The following is a 16,347-nucleotide window of genomic DNA, read 5'->3' on the forward strand; positions in this document are numbered from 1 at the left end:
GAGCCGAAGGTGTCCTCCGAAGCCTTGGCGAAGGAGGACCGGCGCTGTCAGTGCCAACCCAAGGCGCTAGTAAAGCGGCTCCTCGAACAGCGTCTTGTCGCCATCCATCAGCGCCTTGATCTGCGCCGTGCCGTCGGCCGCGAGCGCGAGCTTGATGCCGAACGGCCGCACGCGCATGTCGTCTTGGATCGCCATGCCTTCACCTTCCGGCACATAGAAGCGATCGATCCCGTAGTCCGGCGCGATCGTCATGCCGGGGCTGCGAAGATCCCAGCCCGCGGCGACATGCCCGGCGATATCCGCCTCGTCCGCGCCCGCCGGGGCCGGTGCTTTGCCGAACCAGGCCGCCATCGGCTGCCAGTAGCCGTCCGCGCCCTTCTTCAACCGCACCATGATCGAGCCGTCGTCGCTGGAAAACTTGCCTTGCGGAATGTCGGCGATCAGCTTCACCGGGATTCGCGAAATGTTGTTGCTGAGCGAGACATAGTCGCCGCGCAGGAGATCGCGCGGGTCGACCGGTTGGACCTTCAGCAGCACTTCCTTGCCGCTGCGCAGGATCGCGGCGCGGCCGGCGATGATCCAGCTGAGAAAGCCGATCTGGACAAGCGCCAGCACCAGCGCCGCGATGATCAGTTTCTTGCCGGTCATGTCGTTGCTCCTGTCTGGGCAGGCGCTTTCATGCGCTTCTCGATGCGGATGATGACCAGCGCCAGGATGCCGAGCAGCACGGCCGCGGCCAGGAAGAATCCGGCCGTATCGAGCATCGACCGCAAGGTGACCCCATAGATGATGGCGAGTTCGAAGGCGAAGCCGGCATAGGCCAGCCAGCGCAGCCCCCTGCTCTCGCGGCCAGCCAGCATGATCGCCGCCACGATGCCGGCAAGCGCCACGATCGAGGCGACGGCGAAACCGCTGTTGTAGGTGCTTTCATCCGCCAGCTCGAACTGGACGATCGCCATGCCGGTGAGGAAACCGAACAAGGCGTGCAAGGGCAGCCGGCCGCCGAGCTGAAGGATCCTGTCGATCGGATCGCCCGTAAAGACCGAAGCGGCAAACAGCAGCGCCGATACGACGGCGAGCGAAACCGCCACCGGCAACGTGTCGTGATCCGTCGCCAGCAAAACCAGATAGAGAATGACAGAAAGAATGATGAGGTGGCGCGCGGCCCGGCTGCGCGTCCAGAACGAAATGGCGAACAGCACGACCGCCATGACGATGAAGAGATGCGGGATCTCCGCGCGCCAGTAGAAGCCGAACCCCTTGAGGACCAGCCAGGCGTCGGCAATGCCGACCGCCGCCACGGTCAGCGGGTTGGAACGCAGCGCCACCGCCGCCAGCGCCGTGCCGGCGCACCATGTCAACAGCGCCGAGGCCTCGTCGCCCGAGAGGTGATACATCTGGCCGATGAGCGCGATCGAGCCGCCGAAGGCGGCGGCGGCGACGATCCACAGCGCCTCGCCGATCGCGTCATGGTCGCGCGTCTTCAGCACAGCGCCGCCGACATAGCCAGCCAGGATGACGGCGAAAAGCGCCGCCACGCGAACGACACGCGGGATAGCCTCCCAATTGGCGGCGACGAAAATCAGGATCGCCGCGCCGAACAAAAGCGTCGCCATCATCGCCAGGATGGAGCCGAAACTCAGCGACGCGCGCTCGTTGGCGGCGACGTCGCGCGTCAATGCCTCCGCCGTGGCGGGATCGATCAGCTCTCTCTCCCGCCAGCGGGCGATATCCGCCCTTACCCGCGCTGTATAGCCCGCCATGCTTTCCCCCGAAGCCTGGTCATTTCCTCAGCCGGAACAGCCAAACCGTTGACGGGGCGGCATTTTCCGATTCGGCCTTCTTTGTGACGCAGGCGTGAATGGCCGTTAATGTTGCATTGCACAATTTGCATTGCTGCCATGCGCCAACGGCACTTTTAAACCGATATGATCCGACCTATTTTCTGTTCGTACACAAACGGAATGATCCGAACCAAAGACGAAACGAGAACTACCATGAACCTGATCCGCAACTACCGCAACTGGCGCCGCTACCGGGACACCGTCTCCGAGCTGAGCCGCCTGTCGAACCGTGAACTGACCGACCTCGGCATCAGCCGCAGCGACATCCACTACGTCGCCCGCAAGGCGGTCTAACCCGCTTCGGACCGCAAATGGTCCGAACCAGTTTTGAAGAGAGTAACGACAATGAACCTGATCCGCAGCTATCGTAACTGGCGCGTCTACCGCGACACCGTTACCGAGCTGGGTCGGCTTTCGAACCGCCAGCTCCATGATCTCGGCATCGTTCGCGACGAGATCAAGATGGTCGCCCGCAAGGCGATCTAACCAGGAATTTCGCCAGGGTCGACCTCCTCCCCGACCCTGACGGATACGGCCAACCCTCACCTCCTCCCGAGGGTTGACCACCAAAACGGCGCCCGCCGGACCTCCTCCCCCGGCGGGCGTTGTTCAGAAGCGAACGAAGTTCGTCTTCAGCGAACGAAGTTCGTCTTCCAGGGGTTTCGCCCCCTCTAAAAGCGAAAGAGATTTCGTCAGAGCCGACCTCCTCCCCGGCAATGACGAATAAGGTCGATCTTCACCTCCTCCCGAGGATCGACCCCCAAAACGACACCCGCCGGACCTCCTCCCCCGGCGGGTGTTGTTGTTTCTGGCGCAGGCTTCCCACTTCGCCCGTTGCCGGCCGGCAATTGCAATCGGACCGCCAAGCGATTATTCCGGCGCTCATGAGCAAAAATCCCGTACACGTCATCGGCGGCGGCCTCGCCGGCTCCGAAGCCGCATGGCAAATTGCGCAAGCCGGCGTTCCGGTCGTACTGCATGAAATGCGCCCGGTGCGCGGCACCGACGCCCACAAGACCGACAGCCTGGCCGAGCTCGTATGCTCGAACTCCTTCCGCTCCGACGACGCCGAAAACAATGCGGTCGGCCTGCTGCATGCCGAAATGCGGCTTGCCGGCTCGCTGATCATGAGCGCCGGCGACGCCAACCAGGTTCCGGCCGGCGGTGCGCTGGCGGTCGACCGCGACGGCTTTTCCGATGCAGTTACCGCGAGGATCGAAGCGCATCCGCTGATCGCCATCCGGCGCGAGGAAGTGCCGGGACTGCCGCCCGAGGATTGGGACCAGGCGATCATCGCCACCGGCCCGCTGACCGCACCCTCGCTGGCGCAGTCGATCGCGGAAGCCACCGGCGCCGATGCGCTGGCCTTCTTCGATGCCATCGCGCCGATCATCCATTTCGACACGATCGACATGGAGACCGCCTGGTTCCAGTCGCGCTACGACAAGGTCGGTCCCGGCGGCACCGGCAAGGACTACATAAACTGCCCGATGGACAAGGAGCAATATCTCGCCTTCGTCCAGGCGCTGCTCGACGGCCAAAAGACCGAGTTCAAAGAGTGGGAAGGCACGCCCTATTTCGACGGCTGCCTGCCGATCGAGGTGATGGCCGAGCGCGGTGTCGAGACGCTGCGCTACGGGCCGATGAAGCCGATGGGGCTGACCAATGCCCACAATCCGACGGTCAAGGCCTATGCAGTGGTGCAACTCCGGCAGGACAATGCGCTGGGCACGCTCTACAACATGGTCGGCTTCCAGACCAAGCTGAAGCATGCCGAGCAGGTGCGCATCTTCCGCACCATCCCCGGCCTTGAAAACGCGGACTTCGCGCGTCTCGGCGGCCTGCACCGCAACACCTATATCAACTCGCCGACGCTGCTCGATCCGTCGCTGCAGCTGAAATCGCGGCCAGGCCTGCGTTTCGCCGGCCAGATCACCGGCTGCGAAGGCTATGTCGAAAGCGCGGCAATAGGCCTGCTCGCCGGCCGCTTCGCCGCCGCCGAACGGCTCGGCCAGACGCCCTCGCTGCCGCCCTCAACCACCGCCTTCGGCGCACTGCTCAACCACATCACCGGCGGCCATATCGTCTCCGACGACGAGCCCGGCAAACGCTCCTTCCAGCCGATGAACGTCAATTTCGGTCTGTTCCCACCCGTGGAAGCACCGAAGACCGAAGGCAAGCGTCTGCGCGGCAAGGACAAGACCGTCGCCAAAAGGCACGCCATCACCTCCCGCGCCCTGGCTGAATGCAGGGCATGGTTGGGGCTGCCGGGCAGAGCTGAGGCAGCCGAATAAGCTTTTCTGTCCCATTGGCCATGCATATAAAGTAGGATATCATCCCACTTTATATGCATGGAGCGATGTCAATGGAATCTGCCGAGAAACTATCCATCACCGTCACGCCTGCCATGGCGCGCATGATCCGCGAGAAAGTCGAGGACGGGTCTTTCGGCTCCGCCAGCGAAGTCGTCCGCGCAGCGCTCCGCGCCTTCCAGCGCGAAGAGGAAGAGCATGCCGAGCGAATGGCATCGATCCGGGCGCGGGTGAGGGCTTCGATCGAAGATAAAAGACCAGCCGTCCCACTCGACGAAGCAATCGACCGGGTAAAGAACCGAATTTCACAGCTGGCGCAAGGCCATGATGATCCAGCGCCTCGCCGTCGTTCTTAGCGAAAACGCGATCTCCGATCTCGAAGCGATTGGCAGCTACATCCTTGAGAAAGGCGGCAGCGAAAACGTCGCCAATGGCTTCGTGGATCGGGTTAGAAAGCGCTGCGAAAGCATCGGCAATGCACCTCGCGGCGGCCGCTCGCGCGATGACATCGCGCCCGGACTGCGAACCGTCCCTTTCGAACATTCTGCGGTCATCACCTATGTTGTCGAGAGCGATGTCGTTCTCATACTCAACATCTTCTACGGCGGCCGCGACTACGAGACATTGATGCGCGACGGTGGTTCTGGCGATCCATCCTAAGGCGTTGATTACTCCGCCGCCTCCGCCTTCGCGCTCGGCAACCCCGGCTTGCCCGCCTCTCCCGGATTCCTCCTCACATAAGCCGCCTTCAGCGTCTCCGACGTGTCGCGTGAGCCGTCATGGCTCCAGCCCGGCGGCTGGATGAGATAGTTGACGCGCTGACCAAACGTCAGGCCCGGCGCCAGCGCATCCTTGAACATGCCGATCCATTCGTGAAACGCCACCTTCAATGGATTGAAGGTGCCGATGTTCTTGACGATGCCGTAGCGCGGTCGGTCTTCCTCCAACTCCTCGACGAAGGTGCCGAACATGCGGTCCCAGATGATCAGCGTGCCGGCGTAGTTGGCGTCGAGATAGCGCGGATTGGTGGCGTGGTGGACGCGGTGGTGCGAAGGCGTGTTGAAGATGAATTCGAACCAGCCCCACATCTTGCCGATCGTCTCGGTGTGGATCCAGAACTGCCAGACGAGGTTGAAGCCGAAGACGAAGGCGATCACCGCCGGATGGAAGCCGAGCAGCACCAGGGGAGCCTGCAGGATGAAGGTGAAGGTAAACAGCCCGGTCCAGCTTTGCCTGAGCGCGGTCGACAGATTGTAGTGCTGGCTTGAATGATGGTTGACATGCTCAGCCCATACCCAGCGCACTCGATGCGCAATGCGGTGGTAGACATAGTAGCGCAAATCATCGAGCAGGAAGGCCGCGACGAACACCCAGACCGACAGGCCGAGATTGAAGAAGCGGAACTGCCAGAGCCACAGCAGCGCCCAGTAAGACACGACGCCGAGCAGCAGGCCTGCAACGACATTGCCCGTTCCCATCATCAGGCTGGCCAGCGTGTCGCGCGTCTCGAACGATCCTTTCGCGCGGCCGGTGCGCACCAGCCAGAGCTCGATCAGGATCGCCGCGACGAAGAACGGGATCGCAAGCTGGGTGACCTGCGGGAAATTATACTCGTCCATCACGCCGCCTTTCGGATCCGCTCATGGCCTTGCAATGCCGCCGCCACCGCCAGCGCGCCGGCTTCTTCGGCAAAGACGAAATTGCCGCCTTTCCAGGTGAAATCATTGAGCCGCAGTGAGACCGCATTCCCTTCCCTCGCCAGCGCCAGAATGTCGTGCGGCGTGACGATGCGCGTCAGAAAACAGTCGCCGATGCTCTGGACGACGCCGCAACGCTGCGGGCCAAGATCGAGAAACGCGGCATGGCTGTCGGCTGTCAGCCGTACTGTACTCGGCCTCTCGTCGGGAAAATCCTCGGCAAAGCGTGCGAGCGCCTGATCCGGTCCGGCAAGCGTCGCGGTCGTCGTGCCGCCGGTGAAGTGCACGGCGGCGACCGACAACGCGATGCCGAACACGACGAGAACGACCAGGACTGGCAGGCTCATGGAAAGTCTACTCCTCCGGCGGCCCGCATTTCTTTGACGCGAGTCCACATAGACGGAACCCCTAGCACGATTGACGTTTACGTCAAAGGGGGCGTCCAGCCCCGCATCGCATGACGCAGGAGCAACCAGTGCCGGCGCAGGGTGGAGAGCGTCGCCGTCGAGCCGAGCGGCGACCCGCCCGCCTTCTCCATCTTGTCGAGATAGACACGGGTCAGCGCCAACGGCAGGAAAGCCGGCCGCAGCGCAACGGGAAGCCCCGGCGCGACTTTCTCGAAGGCGTTGAGATGGTCCCGCGCCAGCGCGATCGTCGCAGCGACCGCGCGCTCGGCGGCGGCCCCGCCCTCTCCCTTGACGAACTCTTCCGGCGTCGTGCCGGCGGCCGCCAGGATGTCCGCGGGCACGAAACACTGGCCGCGGCGACGATGCAGCGGCAGCAGAAGCAGCAGGCCGGTTATGGCCTGAGCGCAACCGGCCCGGCCCGCCAGTTCGGCAAAGCGCGGCGCCGCGACCGGATCGAGCACCATGGCCGCAAGCTGGATCAGCGCAGCGGCCGTTTCGCCGCAATAGCCCTCGAGGTCGGTCCGCGACGGCATCGGATCGTCATAGAGATCGAAGATGCGCGCCTCGAGCATGTTGTCGAAAGCGGATTTCGGCAGATGATTGCCGACGATCGCGGCCTTCAGGGCATCGGCGATCGGATGGCCGGTCTCCTCTGGCCCGTCGGCCGCGATGACGTCGCGCCACCATTGCAGCCTGACCTCGCCCGGCAGCGGCTCGTGGATGCGATCGCGCACGCCGGCGATCTCGGCGTTGAAGGCGTAGAGCGCGAGCAGCGCGTCGCGCCTGTCGGCCGGCGCGTAGAGCGCCGACAGATACCGGTCATGGTCGGCGGCGCGCACCGCATCCATGACGACGCCGCCATTCTTGACGATGTTGGACGTGCCGGCCATTCAGTCGACGGCGATCAGCGCAGCGGCCACCGCGCGGTCTTCGGCGAGCAGCACATTGTAGGTCCGCACCGCCGCCCCCGTCGACATCGGGTCGGCCGCGATGCCGACCTCCTTGAGCGCGGCGCGCAGCGCCGCCGGCAGCGGCCGCAATTCCTTGCCCATGCCGACCAGCAGGATCTCCACCCTGCCGGCCTCGGCGAACAGCCTGTCGAAATCCGAGGCCTTCAGCGCCAGCGGATCGGCCGGCTCCCAACCATGGATGCCCGACGGCAGCACGAGCAGCGAGCCCCGATGCGACATGTCGGCAAAACGGAAGCCGCCATTGCCATAGGCCTCGATCGGCGCCTTGCCCGGGAAATGCGCCTCGCGGATGATGATGCCTTTGGCCATGGGTCTAGAGCATGATGCCGAAAAGCGTGGAGCGGTTTTCGGACGACATCATGCTCCATCTCCTTGATTTAGAGCGTCAGGTCGTCACGGCCTTGCCGTTCACCGGCTTCTTCTCTTCTTCGGTCGCGGCCTGCGGCCGCAAGCGGAACAGGATCAGCAGCGGCGCGGCGATGAAGATCGACGAATAGGTGCCGAACACCACGCCGAACAGCATCGCCAGCGTGAACGAGCGGATCACCTCGCCGCCGAACAGCACCAGCGCCAACAGCGCCAGGGACGTGGTGACAGAGGTCAGCGTGGTTCTCGACAGCGTCTCGTTGATGGCGTTGTTCAAGAGCTGCGGCAGCGGCATCTTCTTGTATTTTCGCAAATCCTCGCGCACGCGGTCATAGACGACGATGGTGTCGTTCAGCGAATAGCCGATGATGGTCAGGATCGCCGCCAGCGACGACTGGTTGAACTCAAGTCCTGTGAGGACGAAGAAGCCGATCGTCATCACCACATCGTGTACCGTGGCGACGATGGCGCCGACGGCGAACTGCCATTCGAAGCGGAACCAGACATAGAGCAGGATGCCCGCCAGCGCGATCAGCATGGCGATCGTGCCCTGCTTGGCGAGCTCGCCGGAAACCGTCGGACCCACCACTTCGACGCGGCGGAAATCATACTGGTCCTGCAGCTCGCCCCGCACCTTGTCGATGACGGTCTGCTCGGCGTTCTCGCCGGCGTCCTGCGTGCCGACGCGGATCAGCACGTCGTTCGGCGCGCCGAACTGCTGCACCTGGATCTCGCCGATGTTGAGCTCGGACAGCCTGTTGCGGATGTCGCCGAGGTCGGCGTCGCCCTGCTTGGACTGCACCTCGATCATCGAGCCGCCCTTGAAGTCGATGCCGTAGTTGATACCAAGAGTCAGGAAGCCGACGACCGACAGGATCGACAACGTGCTGGAGAGAGCAAATGTCCAGCGGCGGATGCCCATGAACGGGATTTTGGTGCCAGGCGGAATGAAGGTGACCGGCGCGCGCGGCAATTCCTTCGGACGAGCGCGGCGCAGCCAGATCGACACCAGCATGCGGGTGAAGGTAAAGGCTGTGAAGACCGTCGTCAGAATGCCGATGGCATAGGTAATGGCGAAGCCCTTCACCGGACCGGTGCCCAAGAAGAACAGCACGACGGTCGCGATCAGCGAGGTGACGTTGGAATCGACGATTGTCGCAAGCGCCTTGGAGAAGCCGGTGTCGATCGCCTGGATGACCGAGCGGCCGTTGCGCCGCTCTTCGCGGATGCGCTCATAGATCAAGACGTTGGAGTCCACCGCCATGCCGATGGTGAGCACGATACCGGCGATGCCGGGCAAGGTCAGCGTGGCGCCGAGCAGCGACAGCGCGCCGACGATCATCGCCACGTGCACGGCCAAGGCGATATTGGCGATGAAACCGAGGAAACCATAGGCGACGAACATGAAGGCGACGACGAGGATCGAGCCGATCACACCAGCCACCTTGCCGGCGTGGATGGAATCCTGACCGAGGCCCGGGCCGACGGTACGCTCTTCGATGATCGTCAATTTGGCCGGCAGGGCGCCGGCGCGCAGCAAGACGGCGAGGTCGTTGGCGCTCTCGGTCGTGAAATTACCGGAGATCTGGCCGCTGCCGCCGAGGATCGGCTCGCGGATCACCGGTGCCGAAATCACCTGATTGTCGAGCACGATGGCGAACGGCTTGCCGACATTCTGTTGGGTCGCCTGGCCGAACCTGGTCGCTCCGCGGGAATTGAAGGTGAACGAGACCACCGGCTCATTGGTCTGTGAATTATAAGTCGGCGACGCATTCGACAGGTCTTCGCCCGAGACGATGACGCGGTTCTCGACCAGGTAAGGAACCGGAGGATCGTCCTGCGAATAAAGGACCGAGTCGCCAGCCGGCGGGCGATTCTTCATCGCGTCCTGGACCGGCACCGACGTGTCGACCATCTGGAACGTCAGCTTGGCGGTCTGGCCGATAATGTCCTTGAGCCTTTGCGGGTTCTGGAGCCCAGGCACCTGGACCAGGATGCGATCGTCGCCCTGCCGCTGCACGATCGGCTCGGTCGTGCCTAGCGCGTTGACGCGTCGCTCCACCACCTCGATCGCCTGCGAGAGCGCGGTCGAGGTACGATATTTGATGCCGGCATCCGTGACGGTGAACTTCAACAGCCCAGGCTCGGAATCGTCCAGCGCCATCGACTGCACGGAACCACCGGCAAACAGACCGGCCGTGACCGGGTTGGTTATCGGCTTCAGCGCTGTCTTGGCGGCCTCGACCTGGCTCGCATCGTTGATGCGCACCTGCACGGTTCGGCCTGTTCCGCCAAGGCCGGTATATTGGATCTTGGCGTCGCGCAGCAGCGTCCTGATCTCGTCGCGCGTCGTCTGCAGCTGATCCTTGATCAGGTCGTTCTGATCCATCTGCAGCAGGATGTGCGAGCCGCCCTGAAGGTCGAGGCCGAGCGTCATCTGCCGCTTCGGCACCCAGCTCGGCAGTTGCGCCAGCGTGCTTGCCGGGAAAAGGTTGGGCGCGGCCAGGATCACTGTGATGGCCACGGCGAGCCAGATCAGGATCATCTTCAGGCGCGAGAAATAGAGCATTCGTTCTTATCCGTTCAGGCGTACAAGCGGCAGCGTTCCGCCATCGGCTCGTAGTCAGCTATGGTTGTCATTCCGGCCATGGCCGGCCCTATCGTGCTTCCTCGACTATTGTCAATCGCGCCGGCAGCGCGCCGGTGCGAAACAACAGCGCGAGTTCCCTGGCGCTTTCAGCCGTGAAATTACCCGATATCTGGACAGTGCCGTGCTCGATGGGTTCACGGATCATAGGTGCCGAAATCACCTGATCGTCCAAAATCACCGCAAATGGCTTGCCGATATTCCGAGTGGTTGCCCACTTGAAACGTTGCGTACCCTTGGAATCGAGCCGGAATGCGACGACAAACTGTTCTGTCGAGCTGTCGTGGATCGCTTTCGCGTCCAGCACGCTGTCGCCCGAGACAAGCACCCGGTCTTCGACCAGATAGGGAACTGGCGGATCATCCGGCGTGTACAGCACCGTTGATCCGGCGGGCGCCTGGCCATTGACCGCATCGTCCACAGGCATCGAAGTATCGACCAATTGGAAGCTCAGTCGGCCTCGCCGCGCAAGGGTTTGCGCCAGGCTGTGCAAATCCGCGGCGCCTGGCGCCTGAACCAGTATGCCGTCATCCGTCAACTGGACCGAGGGATCGGCCACGCCAAGTTCGTTGAGGCGATTTTTGATGATCTCGATCGACTGTGTGAGCGCGGCAGAGGTTCGATACTTCGCGCCGGCATCGGTCATGGTGAGCTTCAACAAGCCAGGCTCGCTGTCGTCCAGCGCAAACTCCTGGACCGGGCCTTCCTTGCCGGCAATGGGATCGACCACCGCCTTGAGTGCCGCTTTGGCGGCCTCGACTTGCGCGGGATCGCTAATGCGCAGTTGAACCGTGAGGCCCGATACGACAAGGCCGCTATAGTTGATCCTGGGTTCGGCGTCGCGAAGCAGCGTCCTGATCTGGTCGCGCTTTGCTTCCAGCCGGCGGCTTTTTACCTGGTCCGTATCCAGGTGAAACAGAATATGCGCACCAGGCACTGCGGCCAGAACATTCGACGCGCCGAAGACCATCGAGATCAGGGCAAGCCCGATCAAAATGACCTTCAGGCGCGAAAGATAGACCATATGCCGCCGTTCGTCAGAACCCTGCCCGCAGCCATCACCGCTGGGATTTCGCCTACTTCTTGGCGTTCTGGTTCGCCACCGGTTCGCCCTTGACGCGCACGTCCGAGATCGTCGAGCGCAGCGCGGTCACCTTGGTTCCGCCGCCAAGGTCGATCTCCAGCTCATTGTCGTCGATCACCTTGGTCACCTTGCCGACGAAGCCGCCGCCCGTCACCACCGTGTCGCCGCGGCGCACCGCCGAGAGCATTTCCTGGCGCTTCTTCAGCTGCCCGCGCTGCGGCCGGATGATCAGAAAATACATGATCACGAAAATCAGGACAAACGGCAAAATCGAGATAAGCATGTCTGGCGAAGCGCCGACGCCCTGGGCGTATGCCGGTGTAACGAACATCAAGAAACTCCTGGATGGTGAAATACCGCCGGGGCGGCCCCGCGAAAATTTGGCCGGAATATAGTCGGTAAACTTGCCAATGCAACTGCGCTGCGAGCCCGATCCGTTGCTTTTCCAGCCGTTTGCGGCGTGCTAGAGCGTCGCAGCGGAAACGGCTTCGAGGCCACCGAAAGATCATGCTCCAACAAAAGCTTGGACCTGGTTCTAGCAGCGACGCCGTGGAAGCTGTTCCCACATGCTGAAATATCACAACAAAAAGACCTGATATGACCGACAGCCTGGACGCCTTGAACAAGAAACTCGACCGCCTGATCGAGGCGGTTTCCCGCCTCGCCCCGCCGCCGGTTCCGCAGACCGACCTCGGCGTTGCCGACTGCTTCGTCTGGCAGGCGGACCCTGGCTTTCTGGAACCGGTGCGCAAGGTCAACCGCGTCGACATCGGCCTGATCCGCGGCGTCGACCGCGTGCGCGACATCCTGCTCGACAACACCGAGCGCTTCGCGTCCGGCTATGCAGCCAACAACGTGCTTTTGTGGGGCGCTCGCGGCATGGGCAAGTCGTCCCTGGTCAAGGCCGTGCATGCCACCGTGAACGCCTCCGACAAGCTCGACCGGCCGCTGAAGCTGATCGAGATCCACCGCGAAGACATCGACACGCTGCCTAAGCTGATGGGTCTCCTGAAGGCAGCGCCTTATCGGTTCATCCTGTTTTGCGACGATCTTTCCTTCGACCATGACGACACATCATACAAGTCGCTGAAAGCGGCGCTCGAAGGCGGCGTCGAGGGCCGCCCCACCAACGTCATCTTCTACGCCACGTCCAACCGGCGGCATCTGTTGCCGCGCGACATGATCGACAATGAGCGCTCGACCGCCATCAACCCCTCGGAAGCGGTGGAGGAAAAAGTCTCGCTTTCCGACCGTTTCGGCCTGTGGCTCGGCTTCCACAAATGCTCGCAGGACGAGTATCTCGACATGATCGACGGCTATGTCCGCTATCACGACCTGGCGATCGACCCCGAGCAGCTGCGCGCCGAGGCGCTGGAATGGGCAACCACGCGCGGCAGCCGCTCCGGCCGCGTCGCCTGGCAGTTCACCCAGGACCTCGCCGGCCGGCTTGGCAAGCCGCTCAAGGATTGAAGCACCGATAGCGTCGCCAGCGTCATTTGGGCGGCTACGCCCGTCGCAGGTCACGTGGCGTTTGGCCGATCTCGCGGCGCATCCAATGCGCCAGATGCGACTGGTGCGCAAAGCCCGTCAATGCGGCGACCTCGCTTGTGCTGAGATCGCCTTGCTGCAGCAGAAGGCGCGCGCGTTCCACGCGCCGTCGCAACACGTAGCGATGCAAGGTGACGCCCATCGCCACCTTGAACCATGTCCGCAAGTGCGAGCTGCTCGCGCCGGCAACCCGGCTCAGCCGGTCAATCGAAAGCGGCTCGTGGAGAGCGGTCTCGATGTGTTCCAGAACCCGCTTGAGCTGCGCATCCGACAACCGGTTCGTTCGAACAATGTCTGGGCCATCGAGACCGAGCAGCCTCACCGCAAGGGCGGCGCCGATGCTGTCGGCAAACAAAGGACCGCTCGGCGCGCCTGCGTCGAGATCGCTCTGCAGCGCCCGGGCGAGATGTTCGATGCGCTGGTCACGCAGCAAATGGCGCGTCTCGAACCGCGACACTCGCGCCCTGCCGCCAAGTTCCGCGGCGACCCTTTCCATCAAGGCCGGCTGCAAGACGATCTCAACCGTGTCGAACGGGGTTTCCGCCTCGAAACCGCCCTCCTCGCCGGCCGGCACCAGGTCGATATCGCCGGCGCGCCTGACGAAATATCGCCCGACCTGATTGCAGTAGGAGCGCGTCGCCGCGCTCGCATGCACCATGATGCGATGGTGTGACGCTCGGGACAGGCGATGGACGCCTGCTTCAACATGGCGGGAGACCATTGCTACGTCTGACGAGGATCGGGCCGGGGCGAATTGCGGACGCATGCTCTCTCGATTCATGGCAAAACCTGTCCAAGATTTGGCGGTTCCCGCGCGATTTTCAATGCCGCGAGCTTGTACTCACCCCTCTCCCATCAAGCTTGGAAGAGAGGTTGCCATGAGTTTCCATGTCGTTGTCGGCGCGGGCCCGGTCGGACGCGAGACCGCTCGCCTTCTAGGCGAAGAAGGCCATGATGTCGTGCTTACAAGCCGAAGCGTCGGTTCGAACACGTTGCCGAATGTGCGAGCCATACAGGCCGATGCCACGGATGCCTTGGAATTGTCGCGTATCTGCCGAGGCGCCGATGCCATCTTCATGTGTGCCATGGCCACCTATCATCGGTGGCCGACCGACTTTTTCCCCATAATCGACGGCACCGTGCGCGCGGCGGAAGCGGCAGGCGCGAAGCTTATCGTGCTCGGAAACCTCTATGGTTATGGGAAAAATACCGAAAACCCGCTTCGCTCCGACATGCCGCTGGACCCGAGCTCGAAGAAGGGAACCGCCAGGACCATCATGTGGCAGCGGGCGCTCCGGGCCAGTGTGCCGGCGATCGAAGTGCGGTCCAGCGACTATCTCGGACATGGCGCGATCAGCTATTTCTCGCTGATCGCGCTGCCTTCCATCATTGAAGGCAAGCCCACTGCTTTCATTGGAGACCTCGACGCAACTCATGCCTGGTCCTTCACCAAGGACGTCGCCAGCGCGCTTGTCGCGGCCTCCCGCTACACGGGTGAATGGGGTCGGGCATTTCATGTTCCTTCGCAATACGCCTCGCCGCGCGAGCTCATCCGGAAAACCGCGGCAATGCTCGGACAAGAGGTCCCAGAAACACGCTCCTATTCCATCTCCGAGATGGAAGCCCTTGGCATGCATGAGCTCATCGAGATGCGGTACCTTTTCGAGAGCCCCTTGCTGGTTGATAGCTCCGACGCGGAGACACTTCTTGGCGTGAAGGCCAGCAGCCTTGAAGAGATGATCGCCGACACGCTCCGTGATCATCTCTGAACCTTGCGGGCAGGCATCTTGCACGAATCTGAAAAAGCCCGCTCCTTGCGGAGCGGGCTGAAGACGGCGGGCCGGACTGGAGGTCAGGCGGCCAGCAAAACGGTTCTTGTTCTATTCGAGATAGCCGGTCGGATCGACCGGGGCCGAGTTCTTGCGCACTTCGAAGTGCAGCTTGGGCGAGTCGGTGGTGCCGCTCATGCCCGACAGCGCGATCTCCTGGCCGCGCTTGACCTTCTGGCCGCGCTGCACCTCGATCGAGCTTGCATGGCCATAGACGGTGACCAGGCCGTTCTCGTGCCGCACCAGGACGGTGTTGCCGAATTCCTTGAGACCGTCGCCAGCATAGATGACGACGCCGTTCTCGGCCGCCTTGATCGGCGTTCCTTCCGGCACCGCGATGTCGACGCCGTCCTTGCCGGAACCGAAACCGGAGATGACGCGGCCGCGCACCGGCCAGCGCATCTTGCCGATGCCGGTCGCGTCGGGCGCCACCGCATCGTCGTCCTCGGCCTGTTGGATGACCTTGGCGTCCTTCTTCGGCGGCGTATAGGAGGCGAGCGTTTCGGTGGTCTTGGCCGCCGGCGGCGTCGTTGCCGTCGTCACCGGATCGACCGCCAGCTTGGTGGCCGCGGGCTTGGCCGCTGCGACAGCGACCGTGCCGCCGGCCGGAACCTTGAGCGTCTGGCCGATCTTGAGGAGGCCGTCCTGCATGCCATTGGCCTGCTTCAGCGCCACGACGCCGACGCCGGTCTTCCTGGCAATCGAGGACAGCGAGTCGCCCTGCTGCACGGTGTAGGAGCCGCCGGCGCCGGCCGGTTTGGCCTCGGCCATCCGCGGCGCGGGCTTGGGGTTCTTCGAGCCGCTGGCCGCGGCCGATGCATCGACCTGAGCGGCCGACTTGCCGTCCTTGACCTTGGGCTGCTGCGGCAGCACAGCGACCTTTTCCGGCGCGGGCTGCTTCGGCGTGTTCACCGGCTTGCCTTCGGCGACCTTTGGCTCCGCCTTGCTCGAATAGGCATAGGCGGGGATGACGATCTTCTGGCCGCTGCGGATGCCCTTCTTGGGATCGATCCCGTTGACCTTGGCGATGGCATCGGCAGGCACATGATAGTGCGCCGCAAGGCCCGAAAGTGTCTCGCCGTCCCGCACCACGATTTCGGTCGCGTGCGGCGCGGCGCTCGCATTGCGCACGGCATCGGGCTCGGCGGTCTTGAACGGCTTGGCCGCGGCAACCGTGCCGGTGGCCGTCCTGTCGAGATGCGGCGCGGGAGCAAGCGCCGGAGCCGGCGCGAGGGCGGGAGCCGAAGCGGTACGCATCGGCTTTGCCGGAGCCGACGCCGAGGGCGGCGGCAATTGCTGGGCCGTAACCGGATCGAGGCTCGAGCGGCTCACCGACTGAGTATGGGTGCCGTCGACCGGCGCAGGCGCGACCGTGTCGCCCGGATAGGGCTGGTCGACATTCTGCTTGTTGATGATGGCACGCTGATTGTTGGTGGAGGATGTAAAGACATCATCGACACCGTTGAAGCGCATCGACTGGGAACTGCACCCGGCCGCCGCGCCGGCAATCATCAGGACAGCGCAACCGCGCGCCAGATTACGTCTGTTTGCCTTCAAGTGATTGAATTGCATCGCACTAACCCGCACAGACCCGGTACAAACTGGTCACGATTAAAGCGCGTTAATGTTACTGGGCGGTTAA

18 protein-coding genes are annotated in these 16,347 nt (G+C 63.1%); 7 read left to right on the forward strand and 11 right to left on the reverse strand.

What is annotated here, in order from left to right:
* Positions 1–66 precede the first annotated feature (66 nt).
* Entirely contained in the window at positions 67–648 is a 582-nt protein-coding gene (locus tag FJ956_RS16245; protein ID WP_140680235.1) for a GDYXXLXY domain-containing protein, read from the reverse strand.
* Positions 645–1,763 carry a DUF2157 domain-containing protein gene (locus FJ956_RS16250; protein WP_140680227.1) on the reverse strand — a complete coding sequence of 373 codons (1,119 nt, stop codon included), beginning with the start codon at positions 1,761–1,763 and terminating at the stop codon, positions 645–647. Before FJ956_RS16250 ends, FJ956_RS16245 begins: the two co-directional genes overlap by 4 nt.
* Positions 1,764–1,997: 234 nt before the next feature.
* Here FJ956_RS16250 and FJ956_RS16255 point away from each other — a divergent pair, with 234 nt between their 5' ends.
* From FJ956_RS16255 to FJ956_RS16275, 5 genes are all read left to right on the forward strand, one after another.
* Complete coding sequence (locus FJ956_RS16255; RefSeq protein WP_006335194.1) at positions 1,998–2,138, forward strand: DUF1127 domain-containing protein; 141 nt, start codon at positions 1,998–2,000, stop codon at positions 2,136–2,138.
* A gap of 51 nt (positions 2,139–2,189) precedes the next feature.
* Positions 2,190–2,330, forward strand: coding sequence for a DUF1127 domain-containing protein (locus FJ956_RS16260; protein WP_084508100.1), 141 nt, complete (start codon positions 2,190–2,192; stop codon positions 2,328–2,330).
* A 398-nt stretch (positions 2,331–2,728) separates the two neighbouring features.
* On the forward strand, positions 2,729–4,138 hold the full coding sequence (trmFO, locus tag FJ956_RS16265) for a methylenetetrahydrofolate--tRNA-(uracil(54)-C(5))-methyltransferase (FADH(2)-oxidizing) TrmFO (protein WP_140680217.1): 1,410 nt from the start codon (positions 2,729–2,731) through the stop codon (positions 4,136–4,138).
* Between the two features lie 71 nt (positions 4,139–4,209).
* The gene (locus FJ956_RS16270; protein WP_140680208.1) at positions 4,210–4,512 is read left to right on the forward strand and encodes a type II toxin-antitoxin system ParD family antitoxin; all 303 of its coding nucleotides are present in this window, start codon (positions 4,210–4,212) and stop codon (positions 4,510–4,512) included.
* Positions 4,484–4,816, forward strand: a complete 333-nt coding sequence (locus tag FJ956_RS16275; protein ID WP_140680420.1) for a type II toxin-antitoxin system RelE/ParE family toxin — start codon at positions 4,484–4,486, stop codon at positions 4,814–4,816. The genes FJ956_RS16270 and FJ956_RS16275 overlap by 29 nt, the downstream gene beginning before the upstream one ends.
* A gap of 8 nt (positions 4,817–4,824) precedes the next feature.
* Here FJ956_RS16275 and FJ956_RS16280 read toward each other — a convergent pair whose 3' ends face one another.
* From FJ956_RS16280 to yajC, 7 genes are all read right to left on the reverse strand, one after another.
* Entirely contained in the window at positions 4,825–5,775 is a 951-nt protein-coding gene (locus FJ956_RS16280) for a sterol desaturase family protein (protein WP_181170269.1), read from the reverse strand.
* Entirely contained in the window at positions 5,775–6,200 is a 426-nt protein-coding gene (locus FJ956_RS16285; protein ID WP_140680192.1) for a hypothetical protein, read from the reverse strand. The genes FJ956_RS16280 and FJ956_RS16285 overlap by 1 nt, the downstream gene beginning before the upstream one ends.
* A gap of 77 nt (positions 6,201–6,277) precedes the next feature.
* On the reverse strand, positions 6,278–7,150 hold the full coding sequence (locus FJ956_RS16290) for a phytoene/squalene synthase family protein (RefSeq protein ID WP_246672135.1): 873 nt from the start codon (positions 7,148–7,150) through the stop codon (positions 6,278–6,280).
* Positions 7,151–7,540 carry an Mth938-like domain-containing protein gene (locus FJ956_RS16295; protein WP_140680187.1) on the reverse strand — a complete coding sequence of 130 codons (390 nt, stop codon included), beginning with the start codon at positions 7,538–7,540 and terminating at the stop codon, positions 7,151–7,153.
* Positions 7,541–7,616: 76 nt separating this feature from the next.
* The gene (gene secDF, locus FJ956_RS16300) at positions 7,617–10,166 is read right to left on the reverse strand and encodes a protein translocase subunit SecDF (RefSeq protein ID WP_140680185.1); all 2,550 of its coding nucleotides are present in this window, start codon (positions 10,164–10,166) and stop codon (positions 7,617–7,619) included.
* An 88-nt stretch (positions 10,167–10,254) separates the two neighbouring features.
* The gene (locus FJ956_RS16305; protein WP_140680182.1) at positions 10,255–11,268 is read right to left on the reverse strand and encodes a hypothetical protein; all 1,014 of its coding nucleotides are present in this window, start codon (positions 11,266–11,268) and stop codon (positions 10,255–10,257) included.
* A gap of 52 nt (positions 11,269–11,320) precedes the next feature.
* Entirely contained in the window at positions 11,321–11,659 is a 339-nt protein-coding gene (yajC, locus tag FJ956_RS16310; RefSeq protein WP_140680180.1) for a preprotein translocase subunit YajC, read from the reverse strand.
* Positions 11,660–11,925: 266 nt separating this feature from the next.
* Here yajC and FJ956_RS16315 point away from each other — a divergent pair, with 266 nt between their 5' ends.
* A complete protein-coding gene (locus FJ956_RS16315; RefSeq protein ID WP_140680175.1) occupies positions 11,926–12,798 on the forward strand; it encodes an ATP-binding protein in 873 nt (290 codons plus the stop codon).
* Positions 12,799–12,832: 34 nt separating this feature from the next.
* Here the strand turns inward: FJ956_RS16315 and FJ956_RS16320 are convergent, their stop codons facing one another.
* Complete coding sequence (locus FJ956_RS16320) at positions 12,833–13,642, reverse strand: AraC family transcriptional regulator (protein ID WP_140680173.1); 810 nt, start codon at positions 13,640–13,642, stop codon at positions 12,833–12,835.
* Positions 13,643–13,754: 112 nt separating this feature from the next.
* On the opposite strand from FJ956_RS16320, the gene FJ956_RS16325 reads away from it, so the two are divergent.
* Positions 13,755–14,645: an NAD-dependent epimerase/dehydratase family protein gene (locus FJ956_RS16325; RefSeq protein WP_140680171.1), complete on the forward strand. Its 891-nt coding sequence runs from the start codon at positions 13,755–13,757 to the stop codon at positions 14,643–14,645.
* Positions 14,646–14,756: 111 nt separating this feature from the next.
* Here the strand turns inward: FJ956_RS16325 and FJ956_RS16330 are convergent, their stop codons facing one another.
* Positions 14,757–16,277, reverse strand: a complete 1,521-nt coding sequence (locus FJ956_RS16330; RefSeq protein ID WP_140680169.1) for a LysM peptidoglycan-binding domain-containing M23 family metallopeptidase — start codon at positions 16,275–16,277, stop codon at positions 14,757–14,759.
* Positions 16,278–16,347: the final 70 nt, after the last annotated feature.

The sequence above is a fragment of the Mesorhizobium sp. B2-4-3 genome (assembly GCF_006442815.1).
In the GTDB taxonomy this organism is placed as follows: domain Bacteria; phylum Pseudomonadota; class Alphaproteobacteria; order Rhizobiales; family Rhizobiaceae; genus Mesorhizobium.

Coding starts and splice junctions, on each gene's coding strand:
- yajC (WP_140680180.1), bottom strand. CDS start 11,659: ATGTTCGTTACACCGGCATACGCCCAGGGCGTCGGCGCTTCGCCAGAC.
- FJ956_RS16325 (WP_140680171.1), top strand. CDS start 13,755: ATGAGTTTCCATGTCGTTGTCGGCGCGGGCCCGGTCGGACGCGAGACC.
- FJ956_RS16305 (WP_140680182.1), bottom strand. CDS start 11,268: ATGGTCTATCTTTCGCGCCTGAAGGTCATTTTGATCGGGCTTGCCCTG.
- FJ956_RS16245 (WP_140680235.1), bottom strand. CDS start 648: ATGACCGGCAAGAAACTGATCATCGCGGCGCTGGTGCTGGCGCTTGTC.
- FJ956_RS16280 (WP_181170269.1), bottom strand. CDS start 5,775: ATGGACGAGTATAATTTCCCGCAGGTCACCCAGCTTGCGATCCCGTTC.
- FJ956_RS16275 (WP_140680420.1), top strand. CDS start 4,484: ATGATCCAGCGCCTCGCCGTCGTTCTTAGCGAAAACGCGATCTCCGAT.
- FJ956_RS16255 (WP_006335194.1), top strand. CDS start 1,998: ATGAACCTGATCCGCAACTACCGCAACTGGCGCCGCTACCGGGACACC.
- FJ956_RS16250 (WP_140680227.1), bottom strand. CDS start 1,763: ATGGCGGGCTATACAGCGCGGGTAAGGGCGGATATCGCCCGCTGGCGG.
- FJ956_RS16330 (WP_140680169.1), bottom strand. CDS start 16,277: ATGCAATTCAATCACTTGAAGGCAAACAGACGTAATCTGGCGCGCGGT.
- trmFO (WP_140680217.1), top strand. CDS start 2,729: ATGAGCAAAAATCCCGTACACGTCATCGGCGGCGGCCTCGCCGGCTCC.
- FJ956_RS16295 (WP_140680187.1), bottom strand. CDS start 7,540: ATGGCCAAAGGCATCATCATCCGCGAGGCGCATTTCCCGGGCAAGGCG.
- FJ956_RS16290 (WP_246672135.1), bottom strand. CDS start 7,150: ATGGCCGGCACGTCCAACATCGTCAAGAATGGCGGCGTCGTCATGGAT.
- FJ956_RS16285 (WP_140680192.1), bottom strand. CDS start 6,200: ATGAGCCTGCCAGTCCTGGTCGTTCTCGTCGTGTTCGGCATCGCGTTG.
- FJ956_RS16315 (WP_140680175.1), top strand. CDS start 11,926: ATGACCGACAGCCTGGACGCCTTGAACAAGAAACTCGACCGCCTGATC.
- FJ956_RS16320 (WP_140680173.1), bottom strand. CDS start 13,642: ATGCGTCCGCAATTCGCCCCGGCCCGATCCTCGTCAGACGTAGCAATG.
- FJ956_RS16270 (WP_140680208.1), top strand. CDS start 4,210: ATGGAATCTGCCGAGAAACTATCCATCACCGTCACGCCTGCCATGGCG.
- secDF (WP_140680185.1), bottom strand. CDS start 10,166: ATGCTCTATTTCTCGCGCCTGAAGATGATCCTGATCTGGCTCGCCGTG.
- FJ956_RS16260 (WP_084508100.1), top strand. CDS start 2,190: ATGAACCTGATCCGCAGCTATCGTAACTGGCGCGTCTACCGCGACACC.